Origin of the sequence: Methylobacterium sp. J-076 (assembly GCF_022829405.1) — a bacterium.
Classification (GTDB): Bacteria; Pseudomonadota; Alphaproteobacteria; order Rhizobiales; family Beijerinckiaceae; genus Methylobacterium.
Genome location: NZ_JAKSXW010000033.1, coordinates 32701 through 58625, shown reverse-complemented (window position 1 = coordinate 58625; position 25925 = coordinate 32701). Strand labels below are relative to the sequence as shown.

The 25925-nt window shown below is 72.6% G+C and carries 29 protein-coding genes; 11 read left to right on the top strand and 18 right to left on the bottom strand.

Annotation, left to right across the window (positions count from 1 at the left end; genetic code table 11):
- The first annotated feature begins 143 nt into the window (after positions 1 to 143).
- Both MKK53_RS02175 and dnaN read left to right on the top strand, forming a co-directional pair.
- Positions 144 to 1409 carry a flagellar biosynthetic protein FliO gene (locus MKK53_RS02175; protein ID WP_243926446.1) on the top strand — a complete coding sequence of 422 codons (1266 nt, stop codon included), beginning with the start codon at positions 144 to 146 and terminating at the stop codon, positions 1407 to 1409.
- Positions 1410 to 1536: 127 nt separating this feature from the next.
- Positions 1537 to 2658: a DNA polymerase III subunit beta gene (gene dnaN, locus MKK53_RS02170; RefSeq protein WP_243926444.1), complete on the top strand. Its 1122-nt coding sequence runs from the start codon at positions 1537 to 1539 to the stop codon at positions 2656 to 2658.
- A 46-nt stretch (positions 2659 to 2704) separates the two neighbouring features.
- Here the strand turns inward: dnaN and MKK53_RS02165 are convergent, their stop codons facing one another.
- From MKK53_RS02165 to MKK53_RS02150, 4 genes are all read right to left on the bottom strand, one after another.
- On the bottom strand, positions 2705 to 3043 hold the full coding sequence (locus tag MKK53_RS02165; RefSeq protein WP_243926509.1) for a hypothetical protein: 339 nt from the start codon (positions 3041 to 3043) through the stop codon (positions 2705 to 2707).
- A 214-nt stretch (positions 3044 to 3257) separates the two neighbouring features.
- Entirely contained in the window at positions 3258 to 3932 is a 675-nt protein-coding gene (locus MKK53_RS02160) for a haloacid dehalogenase type II (protein ID WP_243926442.1), read from the bottom strand.
- Between the two features lie 52 nt (positions 3933 to 3984).
- Entirely contained in the window at positions 3985 to 5511 is a 1527-nt protein-coding gene (gene murJ / locus MKK53_RS02155) for a murein biosynthesis integral membrane protein MurJ (RefSeq protein ID WP_243926440.1), read from the bottom strand.
- Positions 5512 to 5857: 346 nt separating this feature from the next.
- On the bottom strand, positions 5858 to 6457 hold the full coding sequence (locus MKK53_RS02150) for a superoxide dismutase (protein ID WP_243926438.1): 600 nt from the start codon (positions 6455 to 6457) through the stop codon (positions 5858 to 5860).
- A gap of 197 nt (positions 6458 to 6654) precedes the next feature.
- Between MKK53_RS02150 and MKK53_RS02145 the strand changes: the two genes are divergently transcribed.
- The 3 genes from MKK53_RS02145 (at position 6655) to MKK53_RS02135 (ending at position 10247) form a co-directional block, all read left to right on the top strand.
- Positions 6655 to 7446 (top strand): hypothetical protein, encoded by a 792-nt coding sequence (locus tag MKK53_RS02145; RefSeq protein WP_243926436.1) that lies wholly within the window; start codon positions 6655 to 6657, stop codon positions 7444 to 7446.
- 168 nt (positions 7447 to 7614) lie between these two features.
- Positions 7615 to 9030, top strand: coding sequence for a lipopolysaccharide biosynthesis protein (locus MKK53_RS02140; RefSeq protein WP_243926434.1), 1416 nt, complete (start codon positions 7615 to 7617; stop codon positions 9028 to 9030).
- Between the two features lie 14 nt (positions 9031 to 9044).
- Complete coding sequence (locus tag MKK53_RS02135) at positions 9045 to 10247, top strand: GNAT family N-acetyltransferase (RefSeq protein ID WP_243926432.1); 1203 nt, start codon at positions 9045 to 9047, stop codon at positions 10245 to 10247.
- 23 nt (positions 10248 to 10270) lie between these two features.
- On the opposite strand, the gene MKK53_RS02130 is transcribed toward MKK53_RS02135, so the two are convergent.
- Entirely contained in the window at positions 10271 to 10498 is a 228-nt protein-coding gene (locus tag MKK53_RS02130) for a hypothetical protein (RefSeq protein ID WP_243926430.1), read from the bottom strand.
- 84 nt (positions 10499 to 10582) lie between these two features.
- Here MKK53_RS02130 and MKK53_RS02125 point away from each other — a divergent pair, with 84 nt between their 5' ends.
- Positions 10583 to 10765: a hypothetical protein gene (locus MKK53_RS02125; RefSeq protein ID WP_243926428.1), complete on the top strand. Its 183-nt coding sequence runs from the start codon at positions 10583 to 10585 to the stop codon at positions 10763 to 10765.
- Here MKK53_RS02125 and MKK53_RS02120 read toward each other — a convergent pair.
- Together MKK53_RS02120 and MKK53_RS02115 are read right to left on the bottom strand one after the other, a co-directional pair.
- On the bottom strand, positions 10741 to 12168 hold the full coding sequence (locus MKK53_RS02120; RefSeq protein WP_243926425.1) for a protein adenylyltransferase SelO: 1428 nt from the start codon (positions 12166 to 12168) through the stop codon (positions 10741 to 10743). The two genes, MKK53_RS02125 and MKK53_RS02120, sit on opposite strands and share 25 nt — an antisense overlap.
- Before the next feature lie 50 nt (positions 12169 to 12218).
- Positions 12219 to 12695, bottom strand: a complete 477-nt coding sequence (locus MKK53_RS02115; protein WP_243926423.1) for a tRNA (cytidine(34)-2'-O)-methyltransferase — start codon at positions 12693 to 12695, stop codon at positions 12219 to 12221.
- Positions 12696 to 12843: 148 nt separating this feature from the next.
- Between MKK53_RS02115 and MKK53_RS02110 the strand changes: the two genes are divergently transcribed.
- Positions 12844 to 13386, top strand: coding sequence for a PRC-barrel domain-containing protein (locus MKK53_RS02110; RefSeq protein WP_243926422.1), 543 nt, complete (start codon positions 12844 to 12846; stop codon positions 13384 to 13386).
- Between the two features lie 186 nt (positions 13387 to 13572).
- The gene (locus MKK53_RS02105) at positions 13573 to 14154 is read left to right on the top strand and encodes an SCO family protein (protein WP_243926420.1); all 582 of its coding nucleotides are present in this window, start codon (positions 13573 to 13575) and stop codon (positions 14152 to 14154) included.
- 41 nt (positions 14155 to 14195) lie between these two features.
- On the opposite strand, the gene MKK53_RS02100 is transcribed toward MKK53_RS02105, so the two are convergent.
- Both MKK53_RS02100 and MKK53_RS02095 read right to left on the bottom strand, forming a co-directional pair.
- Positions 14196 to 14852 carry a PilZ domain-containing protein gene (locus tag MKK53_RS02100; RefSeq protein WP_409564256.1) on the bottom strand — a complete coding sequence of 219 codons (657 nt, stop codon included), beginning with the start codon at positions 14850 to 14852 and terminating at the stop codon, positions 14196 to 14198.
- A 116-nt stretch (positions 14853 to 14968) separates the two neighbouring features.
- Positions 14969 to 15577 carry a PAS domain-containing protein gene (locus MKK53_RS02095; protein WP_243926416.1) on the bottom strand — a complete coding sequence of 203 codons (609 nt, stop codon included), beginning with the start codon at positions 15575 to 15577 and terminating at the stop codon, positions 14969 to 14971.
- Positions 15578 to 15859: 282 nt separating this feature from the next.
- Here MKK53_RS02095 and MKK53_RS02090 point away from each other — a divergent pair, with 282 nt between their 5' ends.
- The gene (locus tag MKK53_RS02090; protein WP_243926414.1) at positions 15860 to 16678 is read left to right on the top strand and encodes a rhomboid family intramembrane serine protease; all 819 of its coding nucleotides are present in this window, start codon (positions 15860 to 15862) and stop codon (positions 16676 to 16678) included.
- A gap of 109 nt (positions 16679 to 16787) precedes the next feature.
- Positions 16788 to 17219, top strand: coding sequence for a CBS domain-containing protein (locus MKK53_RS02085; protein WP_243926412.1), 432 nt, complete (start codon positions 16788 to 16790; stop codon positions 17217 to 17219).
- 12 nt (positions 17220 to 17231) lie between these two features.
- On the opposite strand, the gene MKK53_RS02080 is transcribed toward MKK53_RS02085, so the two are convergent.
- From MKK53_RS02080 to MKK53_RS02060, 5 genes are all read right to left on the bottom strand, one after another.
- A complete protein-coding gene (locus MKK53_RS02080) occupies positions 17232 to 18803 on the bottom strand; it encodes an alkaline phosphatase D family protein (protein WP_243926410.1) in 1572 nt (523 codons plus the stop codon).
- A gap of 79 nt (positions 18804 to 18882) precedes the next feature.
- A complete protein-coding gene (locus tag MKK53_RS02075) occupies positions 18883 to 19890 on the bottom strand; it encodes a magnesium transporter CorA family protein (RefSeq protein ID WP_243926408.1) in 1008 nt (335 codons plus the stop codon).
- Positions 19891 to 20126: 236 nt separating this feature from the next.
- Entirely contained in the window at positions 20127 to 20393 is a 267-nt protein-coding gene (locus tag MKK53_RS02070) for a hypothetical protein (protein WP_243926406.1), read from the bottom strand.
- Between the two features lie 54 nt (positions 20394 to 20447).
- Complete coding sequence (locus tag MKK53_RS02065; protein WP_243926404.1) at positions 20448 to 21683, bottom strand: class I SAM-dependent RNA methyltransferase; 1236 nt, start codon at positions 21681 to 21683, stop codon at positions 20448 to 20450.
- Positions 21680 to 22417: a TlyA family RNA methyltransferase gene (locus tag MKK53_RS02060; protein WP_243926401.1), complete on the bottom strand. Its 738-nt coding sequence runs from the start codon at positions 22415 to 22417 to the stop codon at positions 21680 to 21682. The genes MKK53_RS02065 and MKK53_RS02060 overlap by 4 nt, the downstream gene beginning before the upstream one ends.
- 94 nt (positions 22418 to 22511) lie before the next feature.
- Here MKK53_RS02060 and MKK53_RS02055 point away from each other — a divergent pair, with 94 nt between their 5' ends.
- A complete protein-coding gene (locus MKK53_RS02055; protein ID WP_243926399.1) occupies positions 22512 to 23057 on the top strand; it encodes a superoxide dismutase family protein in 546 nt (181 codons plus the stop codon).
- Here the strand turns inward: MKK53_RS02055 and yciA are convergent.
- The 4 genes from yciA to MKK53_RS02035 all read right to left on the bottom strand — a co-directional run bounded on the left by yciA (position 23050) and on the right by MKK53_RS02035 (position 25684).
- Positions 23050 to 23475, bottom strand: a complete 426-nt coding sequence (yciA, locus tag MKK53_RS02050; RefSeq protein ID WP_409564255.1) for an acyl-CoA thioester hydrolase YciA — start codon at positions 23473 to 23475, stop codon at positions 23050 to 23052. The genes MKK53_RS02055 and yciA overlap by 8 nt on opposite strands.
- Positions 23476 to 23495: 20 nt before the next feature.
- Positions 23496 to 23633 (bottom strand): hypothetical protein, encoded by a 138-nt coding sequence (locus tag MKK53_RS02045; RefSeq protein WP_243926397.1) that lies wholly within the window; start codon positions 23631 to 23633, stop codon positions 23496 to 23498.
- A 235-nt stretch (positions 23634 to 23868) separates the two neighbouring features.
- Positions 23869 to 24054 carry a YegP family protein gene (locus tag MKK53_RS02040; RefSeq protein ID WP_243926395.1) on the bottom strand — a complete coding sequence of 62 codons (186 nt, stop codon included), beginning with the start codon at positions 24052 to 24054 and terminating at the stop codon, positions 23869 to 23871.
- Positions 24055 to 24154: 100 nt separating this feature from the next.
- Positions 24155 to 25684, bottom strand: a complete 1530-nt coding sequence (locus tag MKK53_RS02035) for a DEAD/DEAH box helicase (RefSeq protein WP_243926393.1) — start codon at positions 25682 to 25684, stop codon at positions 24155 to 24157.
- Positions 25685 to 25925 lie beyond the last annotated feature (241 nt).

The window sequence follows — 25925 nt, the reverse complement described above, 5'->3', positions numbered from 1 at the left end:
GGCCGCAGCCGCCAACGAGCTGTTAACGAAGCCTTAACTCGGCCTGCCCTCGCGCGTGATCATCGTGTTATGACGCATCGCCCGCCGCGGATCCCACCGCGGCCGGAACGTGCGAGTGCGTAACCTTGTCATGGCTACGATCAGTGTTCGGCTCTGACGGCTCCCCGATCATCCAGTATCTCGTCATCTTCGCGGTCATCTTTTCGGTGCTCGCGGCGATCGTATTCCTGGTCCGCCGCCTGACGGGGGGCGGGGGTGCGTTGCAGACGCGCGGCGCCCGCTCGCGCCAGCCCCGGCTCGGGATCGTCGATGTCTACGAGCTCGACCGGTCCCGCCAGCTGATCCTGCTGCGGCGGGACAATGTCGAGCACCTGCTGCTCGTCGGCGGGCCCAACGACGTGGTGGTCGAGCGCAACATCCAGCGCGGGCAGCGCGCCCTCGCCGAGCCGGCGCTCCGGGCCGAGCCCGCCGCCGAACCCCTCCCCGACCCCCTGGCGGAGGCCGGGCGGCTGCCCGAGCCGCCGCGGGCCATCGCCGAGCCGGCCCGCGCCATCGGCGAGACGGCGGCCCGCCGCCCCCCGGCGACGTTCGAGATGCCGGTGGTGGTGCCGTCGCCGGTGCCGGGCTCCCTGACGCCGCCGCCCGTGCGGAGGCCCCTCGACGCCGGCTTGATCGGCGGGGACGAGCCCGGCCGGGACATCCCCCTGCCGGGGCCGACGCCCTCCCCGCCGCCCACCCTGCGCGAGCCCTTCGTGCGCCCCAGGACCCTGCGCACGACGCCGCCGTCCCTGGACCGGCAACCCGAGCCCGCACGCCCGGTCGAGACGGCCAGGCCATCGGATGCGGGCCTCGTCCTGCCGCCGCTCACCCCGCCGCCGGGCGAGCCGCGCCCGGTCGATCCCTCGATCCTGTCGGACATGGCCCGGCAGCTTCAGGCCGCCATCGCCCGCCCGAGTTCCGCGGCGGCCCCGCCGCCGGCGGCGCCCTCCCCGGCCGCGGCTCCGGTCGCGCCGCCGGCCAGGAACGACGCCTTGGCCAGGAACGACGCCAAGGTCGAGGTGAAACCCGAGCCGAAGCCGGAGCCGAGGCGCGAGATCGACCCGATCGCGGCCGGCATGGCGGCCTTGGAGACGGCACCGGTCGACCCCGTGGCCGCCGCCATGGCGGCGCCGGTCCCGGCCGAGCCGAGGGACCCGGAGCCGGTCGCGCGGAGTCCCGAGCCGCCCGCACCCGCGCTGCCGCCGGCCCGCCCGGCACGGGCCCCCGAGAAGGCGCGCCCGGCCTCCCCGCGCACCGAGCCGGCCGCCCCGAAGGCGGAACCGAAATCCCCCGGCAACCCGTTCTCCGTCGAGGAGATCGAGGCGGAATTCGCCCGGCTCCTCGGCCGCCCCCTCGACAAGCGGGGGTGAGGGGTCCGCAGGGCCGCCTCGCCTGTGAGAGTCAGGCGTGGCGGCCTTGCCTTCCCCCGGGCGCTTCGCCAAGCTGAACGACCGTTCTCCTGGGGCCGCCGCGGCCCCGATTAGTCAGAGTTGTGCGATGAAGGTCATCGTCGAGCGCGCGGCCCTCCTCAGGTCGCTCGGCCACGTTCACCGCGTGGTGGAACGGCGCAACACCATCCCGATCCTGTCGAACGTGCTCCTGCGCAGCGACGGGTCGAGCCTGCAGTTGAAGGCGACCGACCTCGACATCGAGGTGACGGAGAGCATCCCGGCCGACGTGGCCGATCCCGGCGCGACCACGGTGCCCGCGCACGTCCTCTACGACATCGTCCGCAAGCTGCCCGAAGGCGCTCAGGTCTCCCTGGACACCGGCGGCGAGAGCGGGCAGATGACGATCCGCTCCGGCCGCTCCCGCTTCGCCCTGGGCGCCCTGCCGGAGGGGGACTTCCCGGACCTCGCCACCGGCGAGATGCCGCACGGCTTCGCGATCGCCGCCGCGGACCTGAAGCGGCTCATCGACAAGACGCAGTTCGCGATCTCCACCGAGGAGACGCGCTACTACCTCAACGGCATCTACCTGCACGTGCTGGAATCCGACGGCGAGCCGGTGCTGCGCGCCGTCGCCACGGACGGGCACCGCCTCGCCCGGGTCGAGATCCCCGCCCCCCCCGGCAGCACCGGGATGCCGGGGGTGATCGTGCCGCGCAAGGCGGTGGCCGAGATCCAGAAGCTCCTGGACGACGGCGGCGAGAGCGTCGGCATCGACCTGTCGCCGGCCAAGATCCGCCTGCGTTTCGCGGACGGGCTGACGCTGATCTCGAAGCTGATCGACGGCACCTTCCCCGACTATCAGCGCGTGATCCCGGCCAACAACGACAAGCGCCTCACCGTGGAGCGCGACAGCTTCGCCAAGGCGGTAGACCGGGTCTCGACCATCTCCTCGGAGCGCGGCCGGGCGGTGAAGCTGGGGCTGACGGAGGGGCGGCTCGCCCTGTCGGTCAACAACCCGGACGCCGGCAGCGCGACGGAGGAGCTCGACGTCGATTACGGCGCGGGCGCCCTCGATATCGGCTTCAACGCCCGCTACCTCCTCGACATCACGGCCCAGCTCGAGGGCGACACCGCCCTGTTCAGGCTGGCCGATCCCGGCTCCCCGACCCTGATCCAGGACCGCGAGGGCGCCTCGGCGCTCTACGTGCTGATGCCGATGCGGGTGTGATCCGCCCCGCCGCCCCGGACGGGGGCGGCGGAGGGCGTAGGGGGACTTACTCGCAGACCTCGACGCGCTTGAAGGTGAAGTTCTCGTCGTCGAGCCACACCTTGCGGCGCTCGTAATGACAGATCGGGCCGCGGCGCTCGCGGACGATCACGGTCTCGGGCTCCTCCACGAGGACGCGGCGCGGGCGGTATTCCGGCGGGGGCGGCGGGGGCGGGTTGTTGGCGCCGTTGATGAGGGCGCTGCCGACCACGCCGCCGACGACGCCAGCGGCCAAGCCGCCGATGATCGCGCCATTCTGGCCGTCACGGGCCGAGGCGGGGGCGACCGTAACCGTGAGAAGACCGGCCAGCGCGAGGGCGCCGGCCCGAAGGACGGTGAAGGGCATCTGAACGGACACGCGAGAACTCTCCTGCTCGTGTTGGGCGGATGAGAGCGCGAGAGCCTTAATTTTGTCGGAAGGCTTCACACCGCTTGCCGAGGCAGTGGGCGCACGAACACCCTCCCCGTCATCGCGAACGCAGTGAAGCGACCCAGGGACGCGGGACGCCACCGGACAGGGCACCTCCGCGAGGTGCCCCCGCGCCGGGACGGCGGCGGCGCTAAAGGAGCCCGTCGAGGGAGGACAGCACTGCGGCGGGGGCGAGGTCACCGTACTCGTCCGGCAGGCCCTTGCGGTTGATCCAGACGGCACGGAAGCCGAAGGCGGCGGCGCCGGCGATATCCCAGCGGTTCGAGGAGCAGAACACCACCTCCTCCCGCCCGACCCCCAACCGGTCGAGGGCGATGCGGTAGGCGTCGGGGTGGGTCTTGAACACCCGCGCCTCGTCCACCGAGAGCACTGCGTCGAGATGCCCCGCCAGCCCGGCCGAGGCGACGGCCCGGTCCACCATCGGCCGGTCGCCGTTGGTGAGGATCGCCGTGCGGAGCCCCCCCGTCCGGAGGGCGGCGAGGGTGCCGGGCACCTCGGGGTAGGCGTCGAGGTCGCGGTAGGCGTCGAGCAGCGGCCCGCGCAGGGTCCGGTCCACGGACGGGTGCCGGGCGAGGGCGTAGTCGAGGGCGCGCTCGGTGAGGGTCCAGAACGGCTCGTAGCGGCCCATCAGCCCGAGCACCCAGCTGTATTCGAGCTGCTTCGTGCGCCACATCTCGGAGAGGGTGGTCGCCTGGGGCCCGATGGCGTCGGCGTGGCGCTGCACGGCCGCGTTCACGTCGAACAGCGTGCCGTAGGCATCGAAGACGGCCGCGCGCATCCCCGCGAGCAGGTCAAAGTCGGACATGCGGCCCTCCCGGACGATCATCCCCCCGATCTAGGGCGGGCGGGGGCTCCGTTCACGCCCGGCGAAGACGCAGGCCGAACAGGTGCAGCAGCCCGAGGAGCAGCCCGCCATAGACCACCGCCCCCGCGATCCCGAGGAGCCCGAGCACCGCGATCTCCCGGCCATGGCCCATGGCCGGCACCAGGGCCTCGGCGAGCGGCCGCCCGGCGAGGGCGACGCCCGTGAGGGCGAGGCAGGCCAGGGCGACCCCGAGCACCGTGAGGCCGAGGGTGCGCCCCGGCGCCGTCCAGCCCCGGCGCAGGGCGAGCCCCACGAGGATGGCGAGGTTGACCCATTGGCTCACCGCCGTCGCCAGGGCGAGGCCGGTGACGCCGTAGGGCCCGGTCAGCCACAGCTTCAGCACGACGTTGACGGCGATGGCGCTGAGGGAGGCCCACAGGGGCGTCTTCGTGTCCTGGCGGGAATAGAAGCTCGCCACCGCGCTGCGCACCAGCACCACCGCGGGCAGCGCCAGCCCGTAGGCCGCGAGCACCGAGGCGGCGCGGGCGGCGTCCTCGCCGGTGAACTCGCCCCGCTGGAACAGGGCGGCCATGATCAGGCCGGGGATCGTCAGGAAGGCGACGGTGAAGGGCGCCGAGAGGGCCAGCGAGAACCCCGCCGCCCGGTTCTGCGCCCCGTGCGCCCCGGCCAGGTCGCCGGCGGCGATGCGGCGGCTCATCTCCGGCAGCAGCACCGTCCCCGCGGCGATGGCGATGACGCCGAAGGGCAGCTGGTAGAGCCGGTCGGCATAGTAGAGCGCCGAGACCGCCCCGGTCGGCAGCCAGCTGGCGATGATCGTGTCGGCGAAGGCGGCGATCTGGAACCCGGCCGAGCCGATGACGGCCGGGCCGAGCACCGCGAAGAACCGCCTGAGCGCAGGGTCGAGGCGGGGCACCGCGAGGTCGGGCATCACGCCGGCCCGGCGGCACCCGATCCAGAGCAGGCCGAACTGGAGCACGCCGGAGACCGAGACGCCCCAGGCGGCGGCGTAGGCCGCGTTCGGGAACAGGAAGCTCACCGCCAGCGCCGCCAGCATGGCGAGGTTAAGCAGCACCGGAGCCCCGGCGGCCACGGCGAAGCGGCGGTGGGCGTTGAGGATGCCCGACAGCAGCGTCACCAGGGTCATGAACAGCAGGTAGGGGAAGGTGATCCGCGTCAGCGCCACCGCCAGCTGGAACCGCTCACCCCCCTCCTCGAAGCCCGGCGCCAGGGCGTGGACCACCCAGGGCATCAACGGCAGGGCGAGGTTCAGCAGCACGAGCTGCACGATCAGCATCAGCGTGAAGACGCGGTCGGCGAAGCGCCGGGCGGCGCCGGTCGCCCCCGCCTCCTCGAGGGCGGCGTAGGAGGGCACGAAGGCGGTGTTGAACGCCCCCTCGCCGAAGATCGCGCGGAAGTGGTTCGGCAGCCGGAAGGCGACGACGAAGGCGTCGGCCAGCGGCCCCGCCCCCATGACGGCGGCCATCACCACGTCCCGGGCGAAGCCGGTGACGCGGGAGACCAGTGTCCACCCGCCGACGGAGAGGATGGAGCGGATCATGGCCGGGCGCGCCGACGCGATAGGGCGCCTCCCTCCCCCCTCTGCGGGGGAGGGTACCCTGCGCAGCAGGGTAGGAGAGGGGCGGCGCGACGGGTCCGGAAGGGGCTCGGTCCGCGACCTCTCCGGACGCGGCGCCCCCCTCTCCCGACCCCGGCTGACGCCGGGGCCACCCTCCCCCGCACAGGGGGGAGGGAGCGCGCGGGCGCCTGATCTGGTCGATGGATGAAAATGGCCGGCCCCCGCATCCGCCGGGCTCGGCCCGGCGGCGCGCATCAAGACCCGGTTTCGGGCCTCATCTCAAGGGTGCCGCGGGCGGGAAAAGCCCGCGGCCCGGCGGGGATGCCGCTTAGGCGGTCGCCTCGGCGTACATCTTCTCGACGTGCTCCCAGTTCACGAGGTTCTCGATGAACGCCTTGAGGTAGTCGGGCCGGCGGTTGCGGTAGTCGATGTAGTAGGAGTGCTCCCAGACATCGACGCCCAGGATCGGCTTGGCGCCGTGGACCAGGGTGTTCTCGCCGTTCGGGGTCTTCATGATGGCGAGCTTGCCGTCCTTCACGGCGAGCCACGCCCAGCCCGAGCCGAACTGCCCGATGCCGGCCTGGATGAAGTCGGCCTTGAACTTCTCGGCACCGCCGAGGTCCTCGTCGATCTTCTTGGCGAGCGCGCCGGGGATGGCGCCGCCGCCGTTCGGCTTCATCCACTGCCAGAAGTGGATATGGTTGTAATGCTGGCCGGCGTTGTTGAAGAGCGCCTGGTTCGTGTTGTAGGCGGCCTTCACGATCTCCTCGACGCTCTTGCCGGCGAGATCGGTACCTTCGAGCAGCTTGTTGCCCGTATCCACGTAAGCCTTGTGATGCTTGTCGTGGTGGAACTCCAGAGTCTCCTTCGACATGTACGGCCCGAGGGCGTCGTAGGCGTAAGGCAGTTCCGGCAGGGTGAAGGTCATCGCGTGTCTCCGTGCGGCCGTGGCGCGAGCGCAAGCCCCCGGCGGGGTGCTTCCGGGCTGACTTCGGGTACGTAAGTCGGCCCTGCGTCATCGGCAACGCCGGGAGGGCTGCACGAACAGGTTTTGCAAAACCTCGGCAGCGCCTTACTGTGCCGGCCGATTGTAGGGGCCCGACGGCCCGCGTCCTCGAGAGTACGATGATTCCTGCGCTGTTCGCGCTCGCCGCCGCCATGCTCATCGCCGGCGTCACCGCCGTCGTGGAGGGCTTCCCCTACGTGCGTCTCGAGAGTGGGATGGCGATGGTCTATGGGGGATCCGTCGTCGGCTCCTCCGGCATCCTCCTGTTCGGGCTGGCGGTCGTCGCCACGTGGCTCAAGCGGATCGAGACGGCCCTGCGCGACGGGCCGTTCCCGCTGGCGGATGACGGCCCCAGGGTGGCGCAGGAGGTCCGCGAACCCGGCATCGACGGGTTGAACGACGGTCCCGCCTCCTCCGGCATGGGGTCCGACCGGCCGCGAATCGAGCCGTCCCTCGTCCTGCCGCCGAGCCTCGTGCGGGAGCGCGAGGCCGCCGAGCCGGAGCTGCCGCTCCCGGGCCTGACCGCACCCGCGGCCCACCGGGCGAACGAGGCGTCCCTCGAGGCGACGCCCGATGCGGCCAAGGCCGACGCCGCAACGGCGGCCGACGACCTGTTCGTGCCCCCGCGCCCCGGGGCGGTCCAGCCCGAACCGACGCCCGGGGCGGATGCCGTCACCGGGGAGACGGCCCTTCGCTCGAGCCTCGACACGGCGCCCGAGGCGGCGGCTGCCCCCAAGTCCGAGCGGACCGTGGTCGGCCGCTACAGCTCCGGCGGCAACACCTACATGATGTTCGATGACGGGGCGATCGAGGCGGACACGCCCAACGGCCGGTTCACCTTCGCGTCCCTCGATGAGCTGAAGGCGTTCGTGGATGGCGGCGGCGAGGCCGGGACCCGCGGCGCCGCCTGACGGGGCCCGCCTCCGCGGACGCGGACCGCTCCGGCTCCCCCGGGGCTTCGGGGCGGCACGCCTTCTGCAGCGGGGAGCCGTGAGACACGGCCACGCTCCCCGCCCCGACCCACGACGGCACGGACCCGCCCCAGGCGGGGAAACCGCGCCCCCATCGAACCCGAAGCCATGATCGCCCGGCACAGTCTGATCTATGTCGGCTCGCGCGGTGTCGCGGCGGCCCTCAACATGGCCTCCGTCGCGGTCTTCACCCGGCTCGCGCCCGCGCAGGAATACGGGACCTACCTGTACCTGATGTCCTGGGCGCTCGTGCTCTACGGGGCGACGTGCCAGTGGCCGAAATTCGCGTTCTTCGCCCTCTACGAGGAAGCGCGGGCGCAGGCGCAGATCGGCACCGTGGTGCGCATCCTCGGGGGCTCGCTCCTGCTCGCCGGCCTCGCCGCGTGGCTGGCCGCCGCCCTCGGGTTGATCGCGGCGCCCGCGGCGGGGGCCATCGTCGCGCTGGCCGTGGGCTTCACCCTGTTCGAGGGATCGACCGAGGTCGCCCGCACCCGGCTCAAGGCCGGCGCGGTCGCGGCGGCGGTGCTGTGCCGGGCGGTGCTGATGCTCGCCCTCGGCAGCGCCGTGCTGCGCGCCACGGGGGATCCCCTGGATCTCGCCCTCGCCATCGCGGCCGCCAACGCGCTGGGCGCCCTGCCGACCCTCGTCACCATGGCGCCGATGCTGCGCGGGGGCGGCAGCCGGACGGAGGCGCGGCGCCTCCTCGCCTATGGCTGGCCGCTGGTCCTCTCGTTCGGCACGGCGGCGCTGGCGCAGAGCCTCGACCGGCTGATCATCGCCAAGACGGTCGGCCCGGCCGGTCTCGGCGCCTATGGGGCCATCGCCGACTTCCTGCGCCAGAGCTTCATCGTGTTCGGGGAGGCGCTCGCCCTCTCGCTCATGTCCATCGCCAAGCGCGAGGCGCGGATCGGCGGCATGGCGGCGGCCTCCGGGGTGCTGTGCGACGCCGCGCGGGCGATGACGGCCATCGCCGCCTTCGGCGCGGTGTTCTTCCTCTGCTTCGACGACCTCGTGGTCGCGATCCTGCTCGGCCCCGGATACCGGGAGGAGGCGCGCCGCCTCGCCCCGGTCCTGATCCTGGCGAGCATTCTGATGATGTTCCGCGCGTACTATTTCGGGCAGGTCATCTACTTCACCCGCACGAGCCGGCTGGAGGCGGCCGCAGCCTTCGCGACCCTCGTGACGGTGGCCGCCGTCTCGCTCCTGCTGATTCCCACGCTGGGGGCGTTCGGGGCCGCCCTCGCCTTCGCGGGGGGGCAGGCGGCGGCCTGCCTCGTCCTGATCGTCGGTGCCCGGCGCGCGGGGACGGCCATGCCCCTGCCGCTGCCCGACATGGGCGGCATCGCCGCCGCCGCCGGGGCGGTGGGCCTCGCCATCGCCGGGATCGGCCTGCTGCCGGGCGGGACGCAGCCTCCCGGTCAGGCGCTGCGGATCCTCCTCCTCGGCGCGGCCTTCCTCGCGGTGGCGTGGCGGATCGACATGCTGGGTCTGGCCGGGGCGATCCGCCGCCGGCTCACCGCGTGACGGCGCCCGCCGCCATGCCGGAGCCCAGCCCGCCGGCCCCCCAGGACGCCCCGACGACAGCGGCGCTGCCCGGCGGGCTCGTGGCGGCCCTGCGCCCCCTCGACCCGGCCGCCCCCTGGATCCCGGCCTGGAACGCCCTCGGGCGATCCGCCCACGTGGCCAACCCGTTCTACGAGGCGCCCTACGCGCTCGCCGCCCGCGGCGCCTTCGGGGCGGGGGTCCGGCTGCTCCTGATCGCCGACAGGCCCCCCGAGGAGCCGGGCGTCCGGCTGCTGGCGGCATGGCCCCACCGCCGGCTCTCGCGCCGCTGGGGCCTGCCGCTGCCGGTGCTGATGGGCTGGACCCACGGCTACAGCCCCCTCGGCATCCCCCTCCTCGACGCCGACGATCCGGCCCGCGCCCTCGCGGCCCTGCTCGCCGCGCCCGGCGCCCTCGGAGAGCCGCGCCGCCTGCTCTTCCCGAACGCGCCGGCCGACGGCCCCCTGCGCGATCTCCTCGACGGGGCGGGCATCCGGCGGGCCGCCTACTGGCCCCACGAACGGGGCCTGATGAGCCCCCCCGGCGACGAGCCGGCGACGCAGCGCGCCTATCTCGACCATCTGTCGGGCAACCGGAGGCGCAGGCTGCGCAAGGCCCGGCGGCGCCTCGACGCGGCGGGTGAGACCACCTTCGAGATGCTGGCCGATCCGTCCGCCTTCGCCGCCGCCCTGGACGGACACATCGCCCTGGAGGCCGCGAGCTGGAAGGGCCGGGCCGGCACAGCCCTGGCCCAGCGCCCGGCGGAGGCCGCCTTCCTGCGCGAGGCGGTCGCCGGCCTCTCGGCCGAGGGCCGGGTGCGGATCGCCCGGCTGCGGCAAGGCGAGCGGCTCCTCGCCTCCATGATCCTGCCGGTCGCGGGCCGCGACGCCTTCGTCCTGAAGATCGCCCACGACGAGACCGACTCCGCCGCGGCGACGGGTGTGCAACTGGTCCACGGGCTGACGGAGGCCGTCCTCGCGGGTGAGGAGATCGCGCGGATCGATTCCTGCGCGCCCCCCGGCTTCGGACTCGCCACGCTGTTCTGGACGGAGCGGCGACCGATCGCCCACCTCCTCGTGGAGGCCGGGGACGATCCGCTCTTCGCCATCGCCCAGGGGCTGGAGCGCGCCCGGGAGGGGGTCGCGCGAGTGCGGGTCGCCCTCCGCGGGCGGCTCGGCCGGAGGCGCGCCGAGGGGTGATCGACCCCAACGGGCCGGAGGCGTCAGTCCCCCTCCTCGAACCGGGTGCGGTGGAACACCTCCCGACCCGCGCCGTCGATCACCCGCACCGCCTGGGCGGGCTCGGACCGGCGCTGGGGCACCCGGGCGCGGGCGAAGAGGCGCAGGGCGCGTTCCTGCGCGCCTTCCAGCGTGCCGGCCCGCATCGAGATGCGGGTCACGACCTCCTCGCCATCGGGGCCGATGACTTCGATATGGAAAGTCTCGCGCAACCGGGGAAACCTGTTCTATGTGAGTGCGCAACCGGAGGCGCGGGGCGCCTGATCCGGTCCGCTTCGCCGCAATAGGGGAGACGCGTGGATCCACTCAAGGCCGCCGCCGCCACCCTGTTCTGCGTCGCACTGTTCTGGCTGGTCCTGCGCCTGACGCAGCGGCTGATGGCGATGGCCATCGCCGCCGGCCACGCCGAGGAGCAGCGCCGCGCCGAGGCGGAGGCCCTCGCCGAGCCGGCCGATCAGGCCGCGGGCGCGGTGCCGTAGGCCTCGGCCATCCGCGCGATGGCCGCGAGCTTGGCGTGGAACGCCGACCAGTCGTCCCCCCCGGCGATGGGCGCCCACAGCGCCTCCACCTCATCGATCAGCATCGTGCAGGGCTCGCCCGCGAAATACGGGTGATCGAGGCGTGCGTCGGCCGCGGGGGCGATCCCCTCCAGGGCGGCGCGGACGGGGGCGAAGGCCGCCGTCTCGTAATGCGCGGCGCCGGGGCCGGCCGCCGCGCGCCCGGCGCTGGCGAGACCGCCGCGCCAGTCGAAGAAGAACCGCTCGAACGGCGCGCGGCTCTCGGAGAGGAAGCGCCAGACCGCCGAGACCAGACGGTCGGTCTCCGGCTGCGGGGCCGGGGCGAGGCCGAGCCGGGCGAACAGGGCCCCGGCGAAACCGTCCTGCAGGGCGGGGCCGAACCCGCCGAGGGCCGCCTCCAGCCGCTCCTTCGGGGCCAGGGTCAGCAGGCAGTCGGCCAGCCGGCACAGGTTCCAGAACAGCGCCTCGGGCTGGCGGCCGAAGCTGTAGAGGCCGGACTGGTCGAAATAGGCGGCCGTGAAGTCCGGGTCGTAGGCCGGCAGGAAGCGCCAGGGCCCGTAATCGAAGCTCTCCCCCGTCACGTTGATGTTGTCGGTGTTGAGCACCCCGTGGACGAAGCCCGCCGCCGCCCATTGCGCGCCCATCCGGGCGACGCGGGCGGTCACCTCTTCCAGGAACGCGAAGGCGCGATCCTCCACCGCGTCGCGCCACAGCTCCGGCATGTGGGTGGTGATCGTGTGGTCGAGGAGCTTCGCGATGTTGTCGGGTTGCTCCAGGGCCAGGAAGCGCTGGAACGTGCCGATCCGGATATGGCCGTGCGACAGGCGCACCAGCACGGAGGAGCGCGTCGGCGAAGGCTCGTCGCCGCGGATCAGGTCCTCGCCGGTCTCGATCAGGCTGAAGGATTTGGAGGTGCAGACGCCGAGGGCTTCGAGCATCGAGGTGGCGAGCACCTCGCGCACCCCGCCCTTCAGGGTCAGCCGGCCATCGCCGGTGCGGGACCACGGGGTGGTGCCGCTGCCCTTGGTGCCGAAATCGAGGAGCCGCCCGTCCCGGAGGTCGTGGAGCTGCGCGAACAGGAAGCCGCGCCCGTCGCCGAGTTCGGGGTTGTACGAGCGGAACTGGTGGCCGTGGTAGCGCAGGGCGAGCGGCGCCTCGAAGCTGCCCGGCAGGGGCTCGAACCGGCCGAAATGGGCGATCCACTCCTCGTCCGACAGGCCGCCGAGGCCGACGCGCTCCGCCCAAACCTGATCGCGGTGGCGCAGGATGGTCGTCGGGAACCGGGCCGGGGCGACGATGTCGAAGAAGTCCGGGCCGAGTTCGGCATGGCGCCGGGACGGGCGGGGCGTGTGCGGATCTGCCAAGGCTGCTCTCGGAATCGTTCCGGGGGGTGAAGGCCGGTTCGCCTACGGGGTCAAGCGCGCTCGCCGCGATCCGTTGCGTCCCCGGCCTGCCGGAGGGCTTCGCCGAGGATCATGGCCGCCGCCACGGCGACGTTCAGGGAGCGCATCCCGGCGCGCATCGGCACGAGCACCCGGGCATCGGCGGCGGCGTGGACCGCCTCCGGCACGCCGGCCGATTCCCGGCCGACCATCACGCAGTCGCCGGGCCGGAAGGCGAATTCCGTGTAGGGGATGGCCCCCGCCGTGGTCGCGAGCACGAGGCGGCCGCCCGCCTCGCCCCGCCACGCCTCGAAGGCGGCGAAGGAGCGGTGGCGGGTGATCGCGACGTGGTCGAGATAGTCGAGGCCCGCGCGGCGCAGGTGCCGATCCGACACGTCGAACCCCGCCGGCTCGACGATCTCCACCGGCAGGCCGAGGCAGGCGGCCATGCGCATCATCGTCCCGGCATTCTGCGGGATGTCGGGCTGGTAGAGGACGAGGCGGGGCATGGGCGTGTCGGACTCCGGCCCGGCCTATCGCCGCTCAGCCGGCAAAGCGCAACGTTTTCAACGCCCGGGGTGGAACTCTGCATGCCCGCCCCGCCTTGAGCGGGCGTCGCAGCCGCCGCGGCTGCCACGACCGGAAGGCTCCCGCCCCATGCGCATCCCGTTCCCGACCGCCACCCTGGCGGCGGCCCTCGTCACCGCCGCCCTGGCCTCCGCCCAGGCCCAGACCTCCGACACGCCGGCCGGCAGCAACGCCGCGGGCACGCCCGCCCCCGCCGCGACGGCCCACGTCGACGCCAGCGGCCCCGTGGCGGCCAAGCCCGCGACCCTGTCCGACGACCTGCGGCCGAAATTCGTCGCCCAGGCCCCGCAGGACATGGTGTCGAGCAAGCTCGTCGGCCTCAGCGTCACCAACGGCGCGAACGAGACGATCGGCCAGATCGCCGACCTCGTCCTCGACGAGAAGCAGCAGGTGAAGGCGTGGGTCGTCGGCGTCGGCGGCTTCCTCGGGATCGGCGCGAAGAACGTCGCCATCGACCCGTCGGCGCTCAAGGTGTCGCGGGGCGACAACGACAGCCTGAAGGCGACGATCGACACCACGAAGGATCAGCTCCGGGCCGCGCCGGAATACATCTACCTCGGCAAGGAGAAGCCGAAGGACGCGCAGCCGACCACCCCCGCCCGGCAGCCCTGAGCCGAGGGGGACTCCCCCCTTCCCTCCCCCTCGTCCCGGGGTCCCCGCCGCGGCGGATGAGGAGCCCGGGGCGGGAGCGGGCGGCCCGCCCCGGGCCGCCCGACGGCCGGCGGCGACGTGCGGGCTTGCCGGCCGGGCGCGTTCCGTGCTCTCCCCCGGCCAATCCGTGCCGGGGTCCCTCACGACATGCGCCGCGCCCTCCTCCCCATCCTCGCCTTCTGCGTCGGGCTGCTCGGCATCACCGCGGCAGCCTTCATCATGCTGAAGCCGGAAAGCGCCCCCATCGGCACGCCGGCCGTGGGCGGCCCGTTCACCCTGGTGAATCAGGACGGGCGGACGGTGACCGAGAAGGACTTCAAGGGCGCCACGCACCTCGTCTTCTTCGGCTTCACCCACTGCCCGGATGTCTGCCCGACGACGCTCCAGCAGATCTCCGACGTGCTCGCCGCCCTCGGGCCGAAGGGGCAGGCCATGAAGGTCGCCTTCGTCACCGTCGATCCGGAGCGCGACGACCCGGCGAGCCTGAAGACCTACCTGTCGAGCTTCGATCCGCGCATCACCGGGCTGACGGGCACCCCCGAGCAGATCGCCGCCACGGAGAAGGCCTTCCGCGCCTATGCCCGCAAGGTCCCGGACAAGAACGGCGACTACGTGATGGAGCACACGGCGCTGGTCTACGTCATGGACGCGCAGAACCGGTTCCTCGGGGCCCTCGACCTGTCGCGCCCGCCGGAGCAGACCGCGGCGGAGCTGGCGAAGAAGATCTGAGGACGGCCCGCCCCGCAGTCACCTTCGCCGCCCGCGCGGGCTCAGAGCGTCATCCCGGCATGGAACCGGTCGGGTGAGAGCGGCAGCAGGAACTGCACGCCGAATCCGCCCTCGAAGATGCGCACGAGGCGGCCCGGGGTGCTGCCCACCGTGACGATGCTGCCCATCGGCGGCGTGGCGGCGCAGGTCATGGCCGCCCCCGAGAGGGAGATGTCGATGAGGCGCGCGGCGACCTCCCGGCCGTTCTCCAGCTTGAGGATGGTGCCGGGCTTGTCCGGCACCACGCGCTCGTGGCTTCGGCCCTCGGGCAGGCCCAGGATCTCGCGGTTGGCGAGCCACGTGAGCTGGGAGGCGAGCTTGTCCCGCTTGCGCGGGGTCGCCGCGAGGCGCACCGCGAAACCGCCGGAGGTGTGGCGGGCCACCACCCCCTCGATCCGCCCGATGAATTCGAGATAGAGCACGACGCGTTCGCCGAGCTCGCCCATGACGGCGCAGGTCAGCCGGACGCCGCCGGGCGACATGTCCACGGTCTGGCAGGGATATTCCCGGCGGTCGGCGAGCATGTAGCGCCCGAGGACGGCCACGCGCACGCGCTGGTGCCGGCGCCGGTCGGACGCTTCGCCCGCCACGGGGCGCGGCTCGCCCGCCAGGGGGCGCGGCTTGAAAATCTGGTGTGGGCCGGCATCCACCGCAAACATGCCTGCATCAGTCGCCGAATAGAGATCACTTCCGGCAATGTAGACGATGATCGGTTACGGAAAGCCTTCGATACGGCGTTGCATGTCGACTGCTTGACGATATTCAGACCGGACCGTCAGGCCCGGCCGCCGGGATGGACCAGCAGGTGGCCGCGGCGGATCGGGGCGTCCGGCAGCAGGGGGCGCCGCATCCCCTCCCCGGCCCCGGCGGCGGGCGGACGGGCGTTCCGGGGGCGCGGCGCGAGGATGCGCAGGGAGGTCGTCTCCGCCCGCACCACCGGCTTGAGGCCGAGCCAGGCCGGCGCGCCGGTGAAGCTCAGGGCCCCGAGGGCGCGGACATGGGGGCGGCCCCGGTGCCGGAGGGGGAGCAGCAGCAGTTCGAGGTCCACCCCCTCCTCGGCACGGTTCACCCCGCGCAGCCCGGCCACGACGCCGAGCGTGTCGAGGGCGACGGTCTCGGCGAGGCGCCACGCGTCGCAGGCCCGGTCGCCCCACAGGGCATCGAAGGACTGGCCGCGCAGCTCCCGGCCGTAGAGGGCGCAGACCCGCGTCCCCGCGAGGCGGATGACGGCCGAGCGCGCCGGCACGTCGAGTTCGAGGATCAGGCTGTCCGCCAGGAGGTGGCGGATCTCCCCAGGCTCGATCTCGGCCCGCTCGGGTGCGGCGCGGTCGCCCCTGAGTTTTTCCCAGTAAGCGTGAAGCAGATGGCTCGTGGGATGCTTCATGTCTGTCCCGGATCGGTACAAATGTGCCTTGCCGATGCCCGTTCCGAGACGTTGGGAAGACGTCTCGGACCGCGCGTCGTGCGGTTACCGGCCCATTCCGCAATCCCTATGCCCTCGGTCGGGCCGATGCATCCGACGAGTTGAGCTTTGGTTAAGGTTGACCGCCACTGAAGCTTGTGTACGGCCGCACAACACAACTCCGCGAAGGGGTTGCGCCCGCCGGCCCGGCCGCGATCGCCATGCGGGGTTGTCCGGCCGGCCCCTATGACAACATGTGGAAGAATGGACGCTTCACCCCACTTCCCGCGCCAAAGCCGCGCCCCGGTCTTCAACATGCCGGGAATCGTCACCGCCTCCATCGCAGTGATTCTCGCGATCCAGGCGATTCGCGAGTACCTGCTCCCGGATGCCCGGGACATCGAGGTGGTGCTGGGCCTCGCCCTGGTGCCGGCCCGGTGGACCGTGTGGTTCGATCCGGCGCAGGCCGGGGCGGTGATCCAGGCCGCCGGGGCGGGCGACCCGGAGAACGGCGCCCTGCGCGAGGCCTTCGCCCGCTACGTCACCGGCCAGCAGAGCCTGGAGCCCTGGACGCTGGCGACCTACGCGCTGCTGCACGGGTCGTGGATGCACGTGATCTTCAACAGCGTGTGGCTCGCCGCCTTCGGCACGCCGGTCGCCCGGCGTTGCGGGGCATGGCGCTACGGCGTCATCGCCCTCACCGGTGTCGTCGCCGGGGGGCTGCTCCACATCGTCATCGATCCCTTGAGCGCCACGCCCCTGGTCGGCGCCTCGGCGGGGATCTCGGCGCTGATGGCCGCGGCGGCGCGGTTCGTGTTCCAGCCGCCGGTCTCCGCCTATGGCGGCCCGTCCTGGCAGGTGCCGCCGCACCGCCCGGCCGAGACGATCCCCGAGCTGCTGCGCAACCGGACGGCGGTGGCGTTCCTGGCGATCTGGCTCGTCACCAACCTGCTGTTCGGCCTCGTCAGCCTGCCGCTGGGCGCCGAGAGCGCGGGCATCGCCTGGGACGCGCATCTGGGCGGCTTCGTCGTCGGCTTCCTGCTGTTCCCCCTGTTCGACCGGAGGAGCCCCGCCGTGCACTGACGGCGGCGGCCTTGCCAGCGGGCGGGAACGGCCACACACTCGCCGCAATCGACGGAGCCGGGGACCAACCCGGCCCGGATCGGTGAAGCCCGCTTGCAGGGAGGAATTGATGACCGTCGCGCGGATCCTGGCAGACAAGGGAACGGCCGTGGCCACCGTGAGCCCGGACAAGACTCTCGGGGACGTCATTCACAGCTTGGCGGAGAAGCGGATCGGCGCCCTCGTGGTGGCCCATGCCGACGGCACGGTGGCCGGCATCGTGTCCGAGCGGGACATCATGCGCGCCCTGGCCCGGCTCGGGGCCTCAGCCCTCGATGCCCCGGTGGGCGACCACATGACGGCCCACGTGACGACCTGCAACCGCTCGGCGACGACCGAGGACGTGATGGAGCTGATGACCAACGGCCGCTTCCGCCACATCCCGGTCTGCGAGGGCGGACGCCTCGTCGGCATCGTCTCCATCGGCGACGTGGTGGCGCGCCGCATCGCCACCGTCGAGGCCGAGCACCAGGCCCTGCGCGAGTACATCACCACCGCCTGAGCAGCGCCGCCCTCACCCCCGCGCGGGGTCGAGGGTGACATGCCACAGGTCGGTGTCGGCGGCGTCCTTCAGGGTCACGGTCATCTGCTCCGTGCGCCCGTCCACCGCGACGTGGCCGAAGAACTGCAGGCCCGCCGCCGGGGAGACGTTCACCTGCCCCGCCGGCGGCGCCTTCACGTAGCGCAGCTGCGGGCCGAAGGTGTTGTCGAGGGCGTTCGGCCCGAAGGTGCCCGCATGGAGCGGGCCCGAGACGAACTCCCAGAACGGCTCGAAATCCTGGAACTGCGCCTTGTTCGGGTCGTAGTAATGGGCCGCCGTGTAGTGGACGTCCGCCGTCAGCCACACGGTGTTGCGCACCCCCGCCGCCTTGATGAAGCGCAGAAGGTCGGCGACCTCCAATTCGCGGCCGAGGGCCGGGCCGTCGCCCTGGGCCACGGCCTCGGAGCCGAAGTTGCGGTCGGTGTCGTAGACGACGACGAGGCCGAGCGGCATGTCGGCGGCGATCACCTTCCACGTCGCCCGCGACGAGACCAGTTCCCGCTTCAGCCACGCGAGCTGCTGGGGGCCGAGGAAGTAGGAATCCGGCCCGTACTCCGTCTGGCGGTTTTCGCCGTTGGCGCCGCGATAGCTGCGCATGTCGAGCATGAACACGTCGACCAGCGGCCCGTAGGAGATCTTGCGGTAGACGCGCCCCGGCTCCGCCGGATCGAAGCGCATCGGCATGTATTCGTGAAAGGCCCGGGCCGCGCGGACCTGCAGCGCCAGGACGTTCGGGTCGGCGTATTTCTTCCGCAGGTGCTCGGCGCGGGTCGTGGGCTCGCCGGGCCACCAGTTGTTGGTGACTTCGTGGTCGTCCCATTGCGCCAGCATCGGAACCTGCGCGTTCAGCGCAAGCAGGTTTCTGTCGAGCAGGTTGTATTTGTAGCGACCCCGGAACTCGGCGAGGGATTCGGCCGGCTTCGAGACCTCCTCGGTCACGCGGTTCCGCCACAGGGTGCCGTCGGGCAGCTTCACCTCGGCCTGGATCGGCCCGTCGGCGTAGATCGTGTCGCCGGAATGGAGGAAGAAGTCCGGCCGGTTCCTGGCGATGGCCGAATAGATCGTCATGCCGCCACGGGATTCGTCGATCCCCCAGCCCTGGCCCGCCGTGTCCCCCGACCAGCAGAACGACACCGAGCGCCGGTCGGCCGGTGCCGTGCGGAAGCGGCCGACCTGTCCCGGACTGCGGATCGTCGGGGCGGCGAGGTCTTGGAGGCTGACCCGATAGAAGATGTCCTGGCCGGCGGGCAGGCCTTCGAGGGCGACCTTCACCGTCCCGTCCGTCTCGGGCAGGGCGTCGGCGAAGACGCCGCCCCGGACCTGCGCGAAGCTCTCGGTGGTCGACCACTCGATCATCGCCCGGCAGGGCCGGTCGGCCCGCGCCCAGACCATCGCCGTATCGCTGCCGACATCGCCGGATTGCAGCCCGTGCGAGAGGGCGGGCCGGTCGGCGGCGCGGCTGAGGTAGGGCCTGCCCAGCCCGAGGCTCGCGCCGACGAGGCCGGAGGCCCCCGTGAGGACGAAACGGCGACGGTCCAGGGCCATGGGCTCTTCCTCGTGGTGAAGAGCGCCCTATGGCAAGTCCGCGCGACAGCGTCGTGACGCGCCTATCCGATGGTGTTCGTCACAGCCACTTCTTCCAGCGGAAGAAGGCGTAGGGCAGCACGGCCGCCACCACCATCATCACCACCGCCATCGGATAGCCGAAGGACCAGTCGAGCTCCGGGATGGTCTTGAAGTTCATGCCGTAGATCGACGCGATGAGCGTCGGCGGCATGAACACCACGGCCATCACCGAGAACAATTTGATGATGTTGTTCTGCTCCAGGTTGACGAGGCCGAGGGTCGCGTCGAGCAGGAACTGGATCTTGGTCGAAAGGAAGGTGGCGTGCTCCTCCAGGGACTGGAGGTCGCGCAGGGTCGAGCGCACGTCCTCGCGCAGGTCGCGGGGGGCCTTGTTGGTCCGGTAGGTCGCCGAGAGCGAGAGCAGGATGCGCTCCATGGAGACGAGGCTCTCGCGCTGCTTGGAGATCAGGTCCCCATGCCGGCCGAGCGCCCGCAGGGTGTCCTGAAGGGCGGTGTTGCGGGCGCTCGGATCGTCCTGCACCTCGAAGATCGAGCCGGACAGGCGGTCGATCCGCTCGCCCTGGAGCTGGAGCACGTCCGCCGCCCGGTCGATCACCGCCTCGATCAGGCCGGCGAGGATCGCATCCCCCGAGGCGACCACCGCGTGGCTATGACCGCTCGTCGCCCGGCCCGCCCGCTGGGCGAACATCCGGAACGCCTGGGGCTCCTCGTGGCGGACGGTGATGAGGCGGTTGCCCCGCAGGATGAACGTGATGCCGGCGAGCCCCGGCTCCTCCGCCTCGCTGACCTTCGACAGGACCCGGCCGGTCATGTAGCGGGCGCCGTCCTCGACGTAGAGGAGTTCGGAGGGCTCGATGTCCTTCATCTCCTCGCGGGTCGGCACCTCGATCCCCGCGAATTCCTCGACCTTCAGCTCCTCCTCCCGGGTCGGCCGGATGAGGTCGAGCCAGAGGGTGTCGTCGGGGATCACGTCCTGCAGTTGGACGGCCCGGCGTTCGAGAAGGTGCTGCCCCGCCTCCGTGACGGGCTGATGGATGAAGATCACGCGGGAATCTCTTCAGGGGTGCGGCGGCATCGGTCGGCCCCGCATCCCGCAGGCGGGCGGGCGGTGCAAGGGGCCGGGGGGATGTGGCGCCGTTTCTTGAAGGTTCCGTGACAACGCTTCCGTGATCGCCGCGCCCGCCCCCGCCGGCGCGGTGAAGAGATCGGGGCAGGTTCGGGGGCCGACGGCGTGCCGCCGCCCCGGACCGCCTCACGCCGTCCGCGGGGACGGGGCGGGGATCAGTTGCAGCCGTCGCAGATGCTGTCCTCGATCCGGTTCGTGACGGCCCGCTCCTTCTGGCGCTCCTGCGGCGGGGCGACCTCGCCGGGGCCGAGGGACGTGCCCGGCGGCTTCGTGACGCCCAGGGTGTTGGTGTAGGGCGCCGTGATGGTCGAGCCGGGGCCGCCGCCGGTCCCGGTCTCGTAGGGCGCCACGCGGCCCTGCGCGAGGGCCGGGGCGGGCAGGATGAGCGTACCGATCAGCAGGAAAAGGGTGTTGCGCGCCATCGTCGTATCTCCGTTGCCGGCAGAACGTGCGATGCCCGGCGGAGTTGCGTGCCCTCAGCGCCGGGCCTTCTCCCGCCGGAACACGCCGACCATCTCGATATGGCCGGCATGGCGGAACTGATCGACCGGCGTGACCCGCTCCAGCCTGTAGCCGCCCGCCACCAGGGTGGCGGCGTCCCGGCCGAACGTGCCGGCGTCGCAGGAGATGCCGACGACGAGGGGCACCTTGGAGGCGGCGAGGTGCTTCGCCTGCGCCTCGGCCCCGGCCCGGGGGGGATCGAACACCACCGCGTCGTAGGTGTTCAGCTCGATGGGCAGGAGGGGGCGGCGGAACAGGTCGCGCCGCTCCATCGTGATCTGCCGGAGGCCGCTCGCCACCCGTGCCGACCTGTCGAGCCCGGCCAGGGCCGACGCCTCGCTCTCGACGGCGTGGACCGTCGCCTTCCGGGCCGCGGCCAGCGCCAGGGGGCCGCAGCCGGAGAACAGGTCGGCCACCCGCCGGGCCCGCGGCCCGAGGGCCTCGACGACGAGGCCGGTGAGGATCGCTTGGCCCGAGGCCGTCGCCTGGAGGAACCCGCCGGGCGCGGGGTAGAGACGCCCGCCCTCCGCCGCGACGCTGACCGGCTCGGCCTCCATCACCCGCTCCCCATGCAGCGACAGCCGCGCGAGGCCGAGTTCCCCCGCGACGCGGACCAGGGCGGCGAGGGGGCCGGGCGCCACCGGCCCGTGGCCGCGCAGGTCGACGTCGAGCCCCTGGTCGGTCTCGGTCACGGCCACGTCGAGGGGCTTGCGGCCGCCGCCGATGGGGACGGACAGGGCGCGGGCGACATCCGGAGCCCGGTGGAGGGCGGGCACGGTGATCGGGCAGAGGTCGAGGTTCACGAGGGCGTGGCTGCGGGCGGCCATCAGCCCGGCCTCGGTGCGGCCCTCGACGAGGCGGACATGCAGGGTGATCCGCCGCCGCCCCACCCCGTGGGCATCGACCGCCGGCTCCGGCGCGACGGCCACCCCCGCCTGGGCGAGACCGTTGGCGACGATGCCCCGCTTCCAGGCGAGCTCGGCCTCCCGGGCGAGGTGCTGGGTGCGGCAGCCGCCGCAGCGCATGAAGTAGGGGCAGAACGGCTCCACCCGCTCCGGCGCGGGCTGCGCGATGGCCAGGAGCTCGGCGCGCTGGCCCTCCCGGCGGATCTCCGCGCGCTCCCCCGGCAGGGTGTAGGGCACGGGCGTCCCGTCCGCGGCGATGCCGTCGCCGCGGGCGCCCAGGCGCAGAATCTCGACGGTCTCGGTCACGGCAGCATCGCCCCAATCAGGAATTCGGTATTGCCGTCCCCGCCCTCGACGGGGGACGGAACGAGCCCGAGGATCGTCGCCCCGCGCTCCTCCAGGAGAGCCCTCACCGCCGCGCAGACCTCCGCGTGGACCTGCCCGTCGCGGACGATCCCGCCCCGGCCGACCCGCTCCCGGCCGGCTTCGAATTGCGGCTTGATCAGCGCCACGAGGACGGCGCCGGGAGCGAGCAGAGGCGGCAGCGCCGGCAGGACGAGGCGGAGGGAGATGAAGCTCACGTCCACGCTCGCGAGCTGCGGTAGCGGATCGAGGCTGCCAGGGGCGAGGCTGCGGATGTCGATGCCCTCGCGGCTCGTCACCCGCGGGTCCCCCCGCAGGCGCGGATGGAGCTGGTCGCGCCCGACATCGACCGCGTGGACATGGGCCGCGCCGCGGGTGAGCAGGACGTCGGTGAAGCCCCCCGTGGAGGCGCCGACATCGAGGCAGCGCAGGCCTTCCGGGTCGATCCCGAAGGAATCGAGGGCGGCGGAGAGTTTCAGGCCGCCGCGGGAGGCGAAGGGATGCTCCGGCCGCGCCTCGACCGCGGCACCGGGGGGGATTGTCTCGGACGCGCGGCTCAGGGGCCGCCCGTCCACCCGGACGAGCCCGGCCCGGATGGCCGCCTGCGCCCGGGCCCGGCTCTCGAAATGGCCGTGCTCCACCAGGAACAGGTCGGCCCTCTGGCGCTCGCGGCTCATCGCTCTCCGGTTCCGCGGCGGCGGATTCCATCCAAACCCTGTCGGCGCCGCCTAAGACCCCTACCTAACCGCGACCAGGGAAGAGGGCTATTGCATGACACGCACGCTGACGCTGCTCGCGCTGCTGGGAAGTCTCACCGCAGGGGGGGCCCTCGCACAGGAGCCCGCCAAGGACGCGGCCAAACCCGCCACGCCCGAAACCTTCGAGAGCCCGGTCAAGAACGCCAAGGGCGACACGATCGGCACGCTGTCGATCCGCGACGGGGCGAACACCCTGGTGATGCGCGTGACCGTCCAGCCCGGCGGCCTGCCCCCCGGCTGGCACGGGATCCACTTCCACGCGGTCGGCGATTGCTCCGACCCGAAGTTCATGAACTCCAAGGCCCATGTGAACCACGACCAGAGCAAGCACGGCCTGCTCAACCCGGACGGGCCCGACGAGGGCGATCTGCCGAACATCTTCGCCAACAAGGACGGTTCGGTGAATGCCGAAGTCTCCTCCGAGACGGCGCTCACCGGCGAGGGCGGCCTGAAGGACGGCGACGGCTCGGCCCTGATCATCCACGCCAACGAGGACGATCACACCACCCAGCCGATCGGCGGGGCGGGCGACCGCATCGCCTGCGGCGTGATCAAGTAGGGATCGGGCGCGGGCGGCCCTCGTCGTCGATGGCGACGAAGGTGAAGATCGCCCGCGTCACCCGCTCGCGGTTCTGGGTGCGGAAGCGCCGCGCCCAGGCCTCGACCTCGATCTTCATCGAGGTGCGGCCGACATGCGAGACCCGCGTGTAGACGCAGAGCACGTCGCCCACCGAGACGGGGCGCAGGAAGGTCATGCCGTCGAGGGCCACGGTGACGACCCGGCCGCGCGCCCGCTCCACCCCGGCGATCCCGCCCGCTTGGTCCATCTGCGACAGCACCCAGCCGCCGAAGATGTCGCCGTTGGCGTTGGTGTCGGCGGGCATGGCGATGGTGCGGACCGTCAGATCGCCCTGGGGCGCCTCCTCCGGCTCCGCGGGCGCCGCAGCGCCCTGTTCCGCGATGCTCGAAACCTGCATGACCATCCCCCTGGCCGCCCTCAGGGAAACACCCCGGCGAGCGTGAGTCCCGCCGCAGCGAACACGAACACGGCGCACAGGATGCAGTCGAGCGGGATCGATTGCCAGAGGTCGCGCGTCGTCCGCGCCTGCGCCGCGCGCTCGGCGATATCGTTCATGGCGATGGTTCCGCGTTTCCTCGCGGTCGGCAGGATCTGTCGCCCACCGTACCGGGCCGGCATCATAGCGCAGGATGCCCGGGGACGCACGGGTGGCACGGAGCGATGGCGTGACGATGTCAGGCGGGTCGCGCCCGGTCGTCCCGCACGGGCCGGCGCGCGTCCGCACCCCGTCGCGCCGCCGGAGGGGTCCGCGGGCGGCGGGGGAAAACGGGGGACGCTGGACGGAGGAAGCTCAGGCGATCTGCGCCGTCATGTCGACGGTCTTCGCCTCGGCGCTCTGGCGCACGAGGCCGATGCCGTGCTCGCAATCCTCCCGGCGGACATAGCCCTCTCCGGATTCGGCGACGATCTCGCCGTTGCGGGCACGCAGGCGCCAGCGCCATTGGCCGCCGGCATCCCGGTAGAGTTCGAAGCGCATCGTCATCTCCCGTGAGACGACCGCGACGGGAATCCCCCGCGGCCGGATCATCTCAAGATAAGAACGAAGCCGCCCGCCGGAAGACGGCGGGCGTCACCGGTTACGAGCGCGGGGCGCGGTCGAGCCAGCCGATGCTGCGCCCGTCGTTGCTGCCGCGGCCGGCGGCCTCGCCCTGGCGGGGACGGTTGTCCCGGCCGGAGCGCGGCTGCTGCGGGCGCGCCGTGCGATCACCGCGGGCGTCGCGGCCCGGCTGCCCGGCATTGGCACCCTGGGCCGGGCGCGGCGCCTGACCCTGGCCGGCGCCGGTGCCACGACCGCCCTCGGGACGGCCCTGCTGGGGGCGGCCCGGCTGCTGCGGGCGACCCTGCTGGGGACGACCCTGGCCGGGACGGCCTCGCCCTTCCTGGGGACGGCCGCCGCGGGGCTGCTGCTGCTGGCGCGGGGGGCGACGGGCCTCCTCGCGGGCGATCTCGGCCGCGGCCTCACCGGACGGGGCCACGAAGCCCTCGGGGAAGCCGACCACCGGCACCTTCTGGCGGGTCAGCCGCTCGATGTCGCGGAGGTAGGCGCGCTCCTCGTCGTTGCAGAACGAGATGGCGAGCCCGGTCGCCCCGGCCCGGGCCGTGCGGCCGATCCGGTGGACGTAGCTCTCCGGCACGTTCGGCAGGTCGAAATTCACCACGTGGCTGACGCCATCGACGTCGATGCCGCGGGCGGCGATGTCGGTGGCGACCAGCACCCGACACTCGCCGTCGCGGAAGGCCTGGAGGGCCCGCTCGCGCTGCGGCTGGCTCTTGTTGCCGTGGATGGCGGCGCCCGCGATGCCGGCCTTGTCGAGGCCACGCACCACCCGGTCGGCGCCGTGCTTGGTGCGGGTGAAGACCAGCACCCGGTCGATGGCCGGATCACGCAGGATGTGGGCGAGGAGGGCCTGCTTCGCGCCGGTATGGGCGAACATCACCTGCTGCTCCACGCGCTCGGCCGTGGTGGCCACGGGCGTCACCGCCACCTGCACCGGATCGTTCAGGTACTGGGCGGCGAGGCCGGCGATGTTCTTCGGCATGGTGGCCGAGAAGAACAGGCTCTGGCGCTTCGCGGGCAGCATCCGCACGATGCGCTTCAGGGCATGGATGAAGCCGAGGTCGAGCATCTGGTCGGCCTCGTCGAGGACGAGGATCTCGACCCCTTCGAGGGTCAGGGAGCGGCGGTCGACGAGGTCGATGAGCCGGCCCGGCGTGGCGACGAGGATGTCGACGCCCGGCGCCAGCGCCCGCTCCTGGCGGCCGATGGTGACGCCGCCGAACACCACGGTGTTCGTGTAGCGCAGGTGCTTGCCGTACTCGGAGAACGAATCGGCGATCTGGTTGGCGAGCTCCCGGGTCGGGGAGAGCACGAGGACGCGGCAGCCGCGGCGGGGCGGGCGGCGATCCTCGAGGCTGAGGCGATGGAGGATCGGGAGGGCGAAGGCGGCCGTCTTGCCGGTGCCGGTCTGGGCGATGCCGCAGAGGTCACGGCCTTCCATGGCGGGGCGGATCGCCTGCGCCTGGATCGGCGTCGGCGTGGAGTAGCCGGCCTCCTCGAGCGCCCGAAGCACGGGCGTGGCGAGGCCGAAATCGATGAATTGGGTCAAAGGGGTATCCGTCGCAGCAGGACCAGCCGCACCGCGCGAAACGCGGCGGTGCCGTAAAGGCGGTCCATCCAGTGGGGAAAGCCCGCGTGATGGGGCCGTCCGGGTGCATCACGTTATGAAGAGGGGGGCCGGACCGCGGCGCTTGAGCCCGTCCGTCACGCAGCCCCCTCAGGCGGTCCGTCGATGCGGCCGCTGACGCTGCGGTCCCCATATGCTGCGCTGCGGCGGGGATGTCAATGGC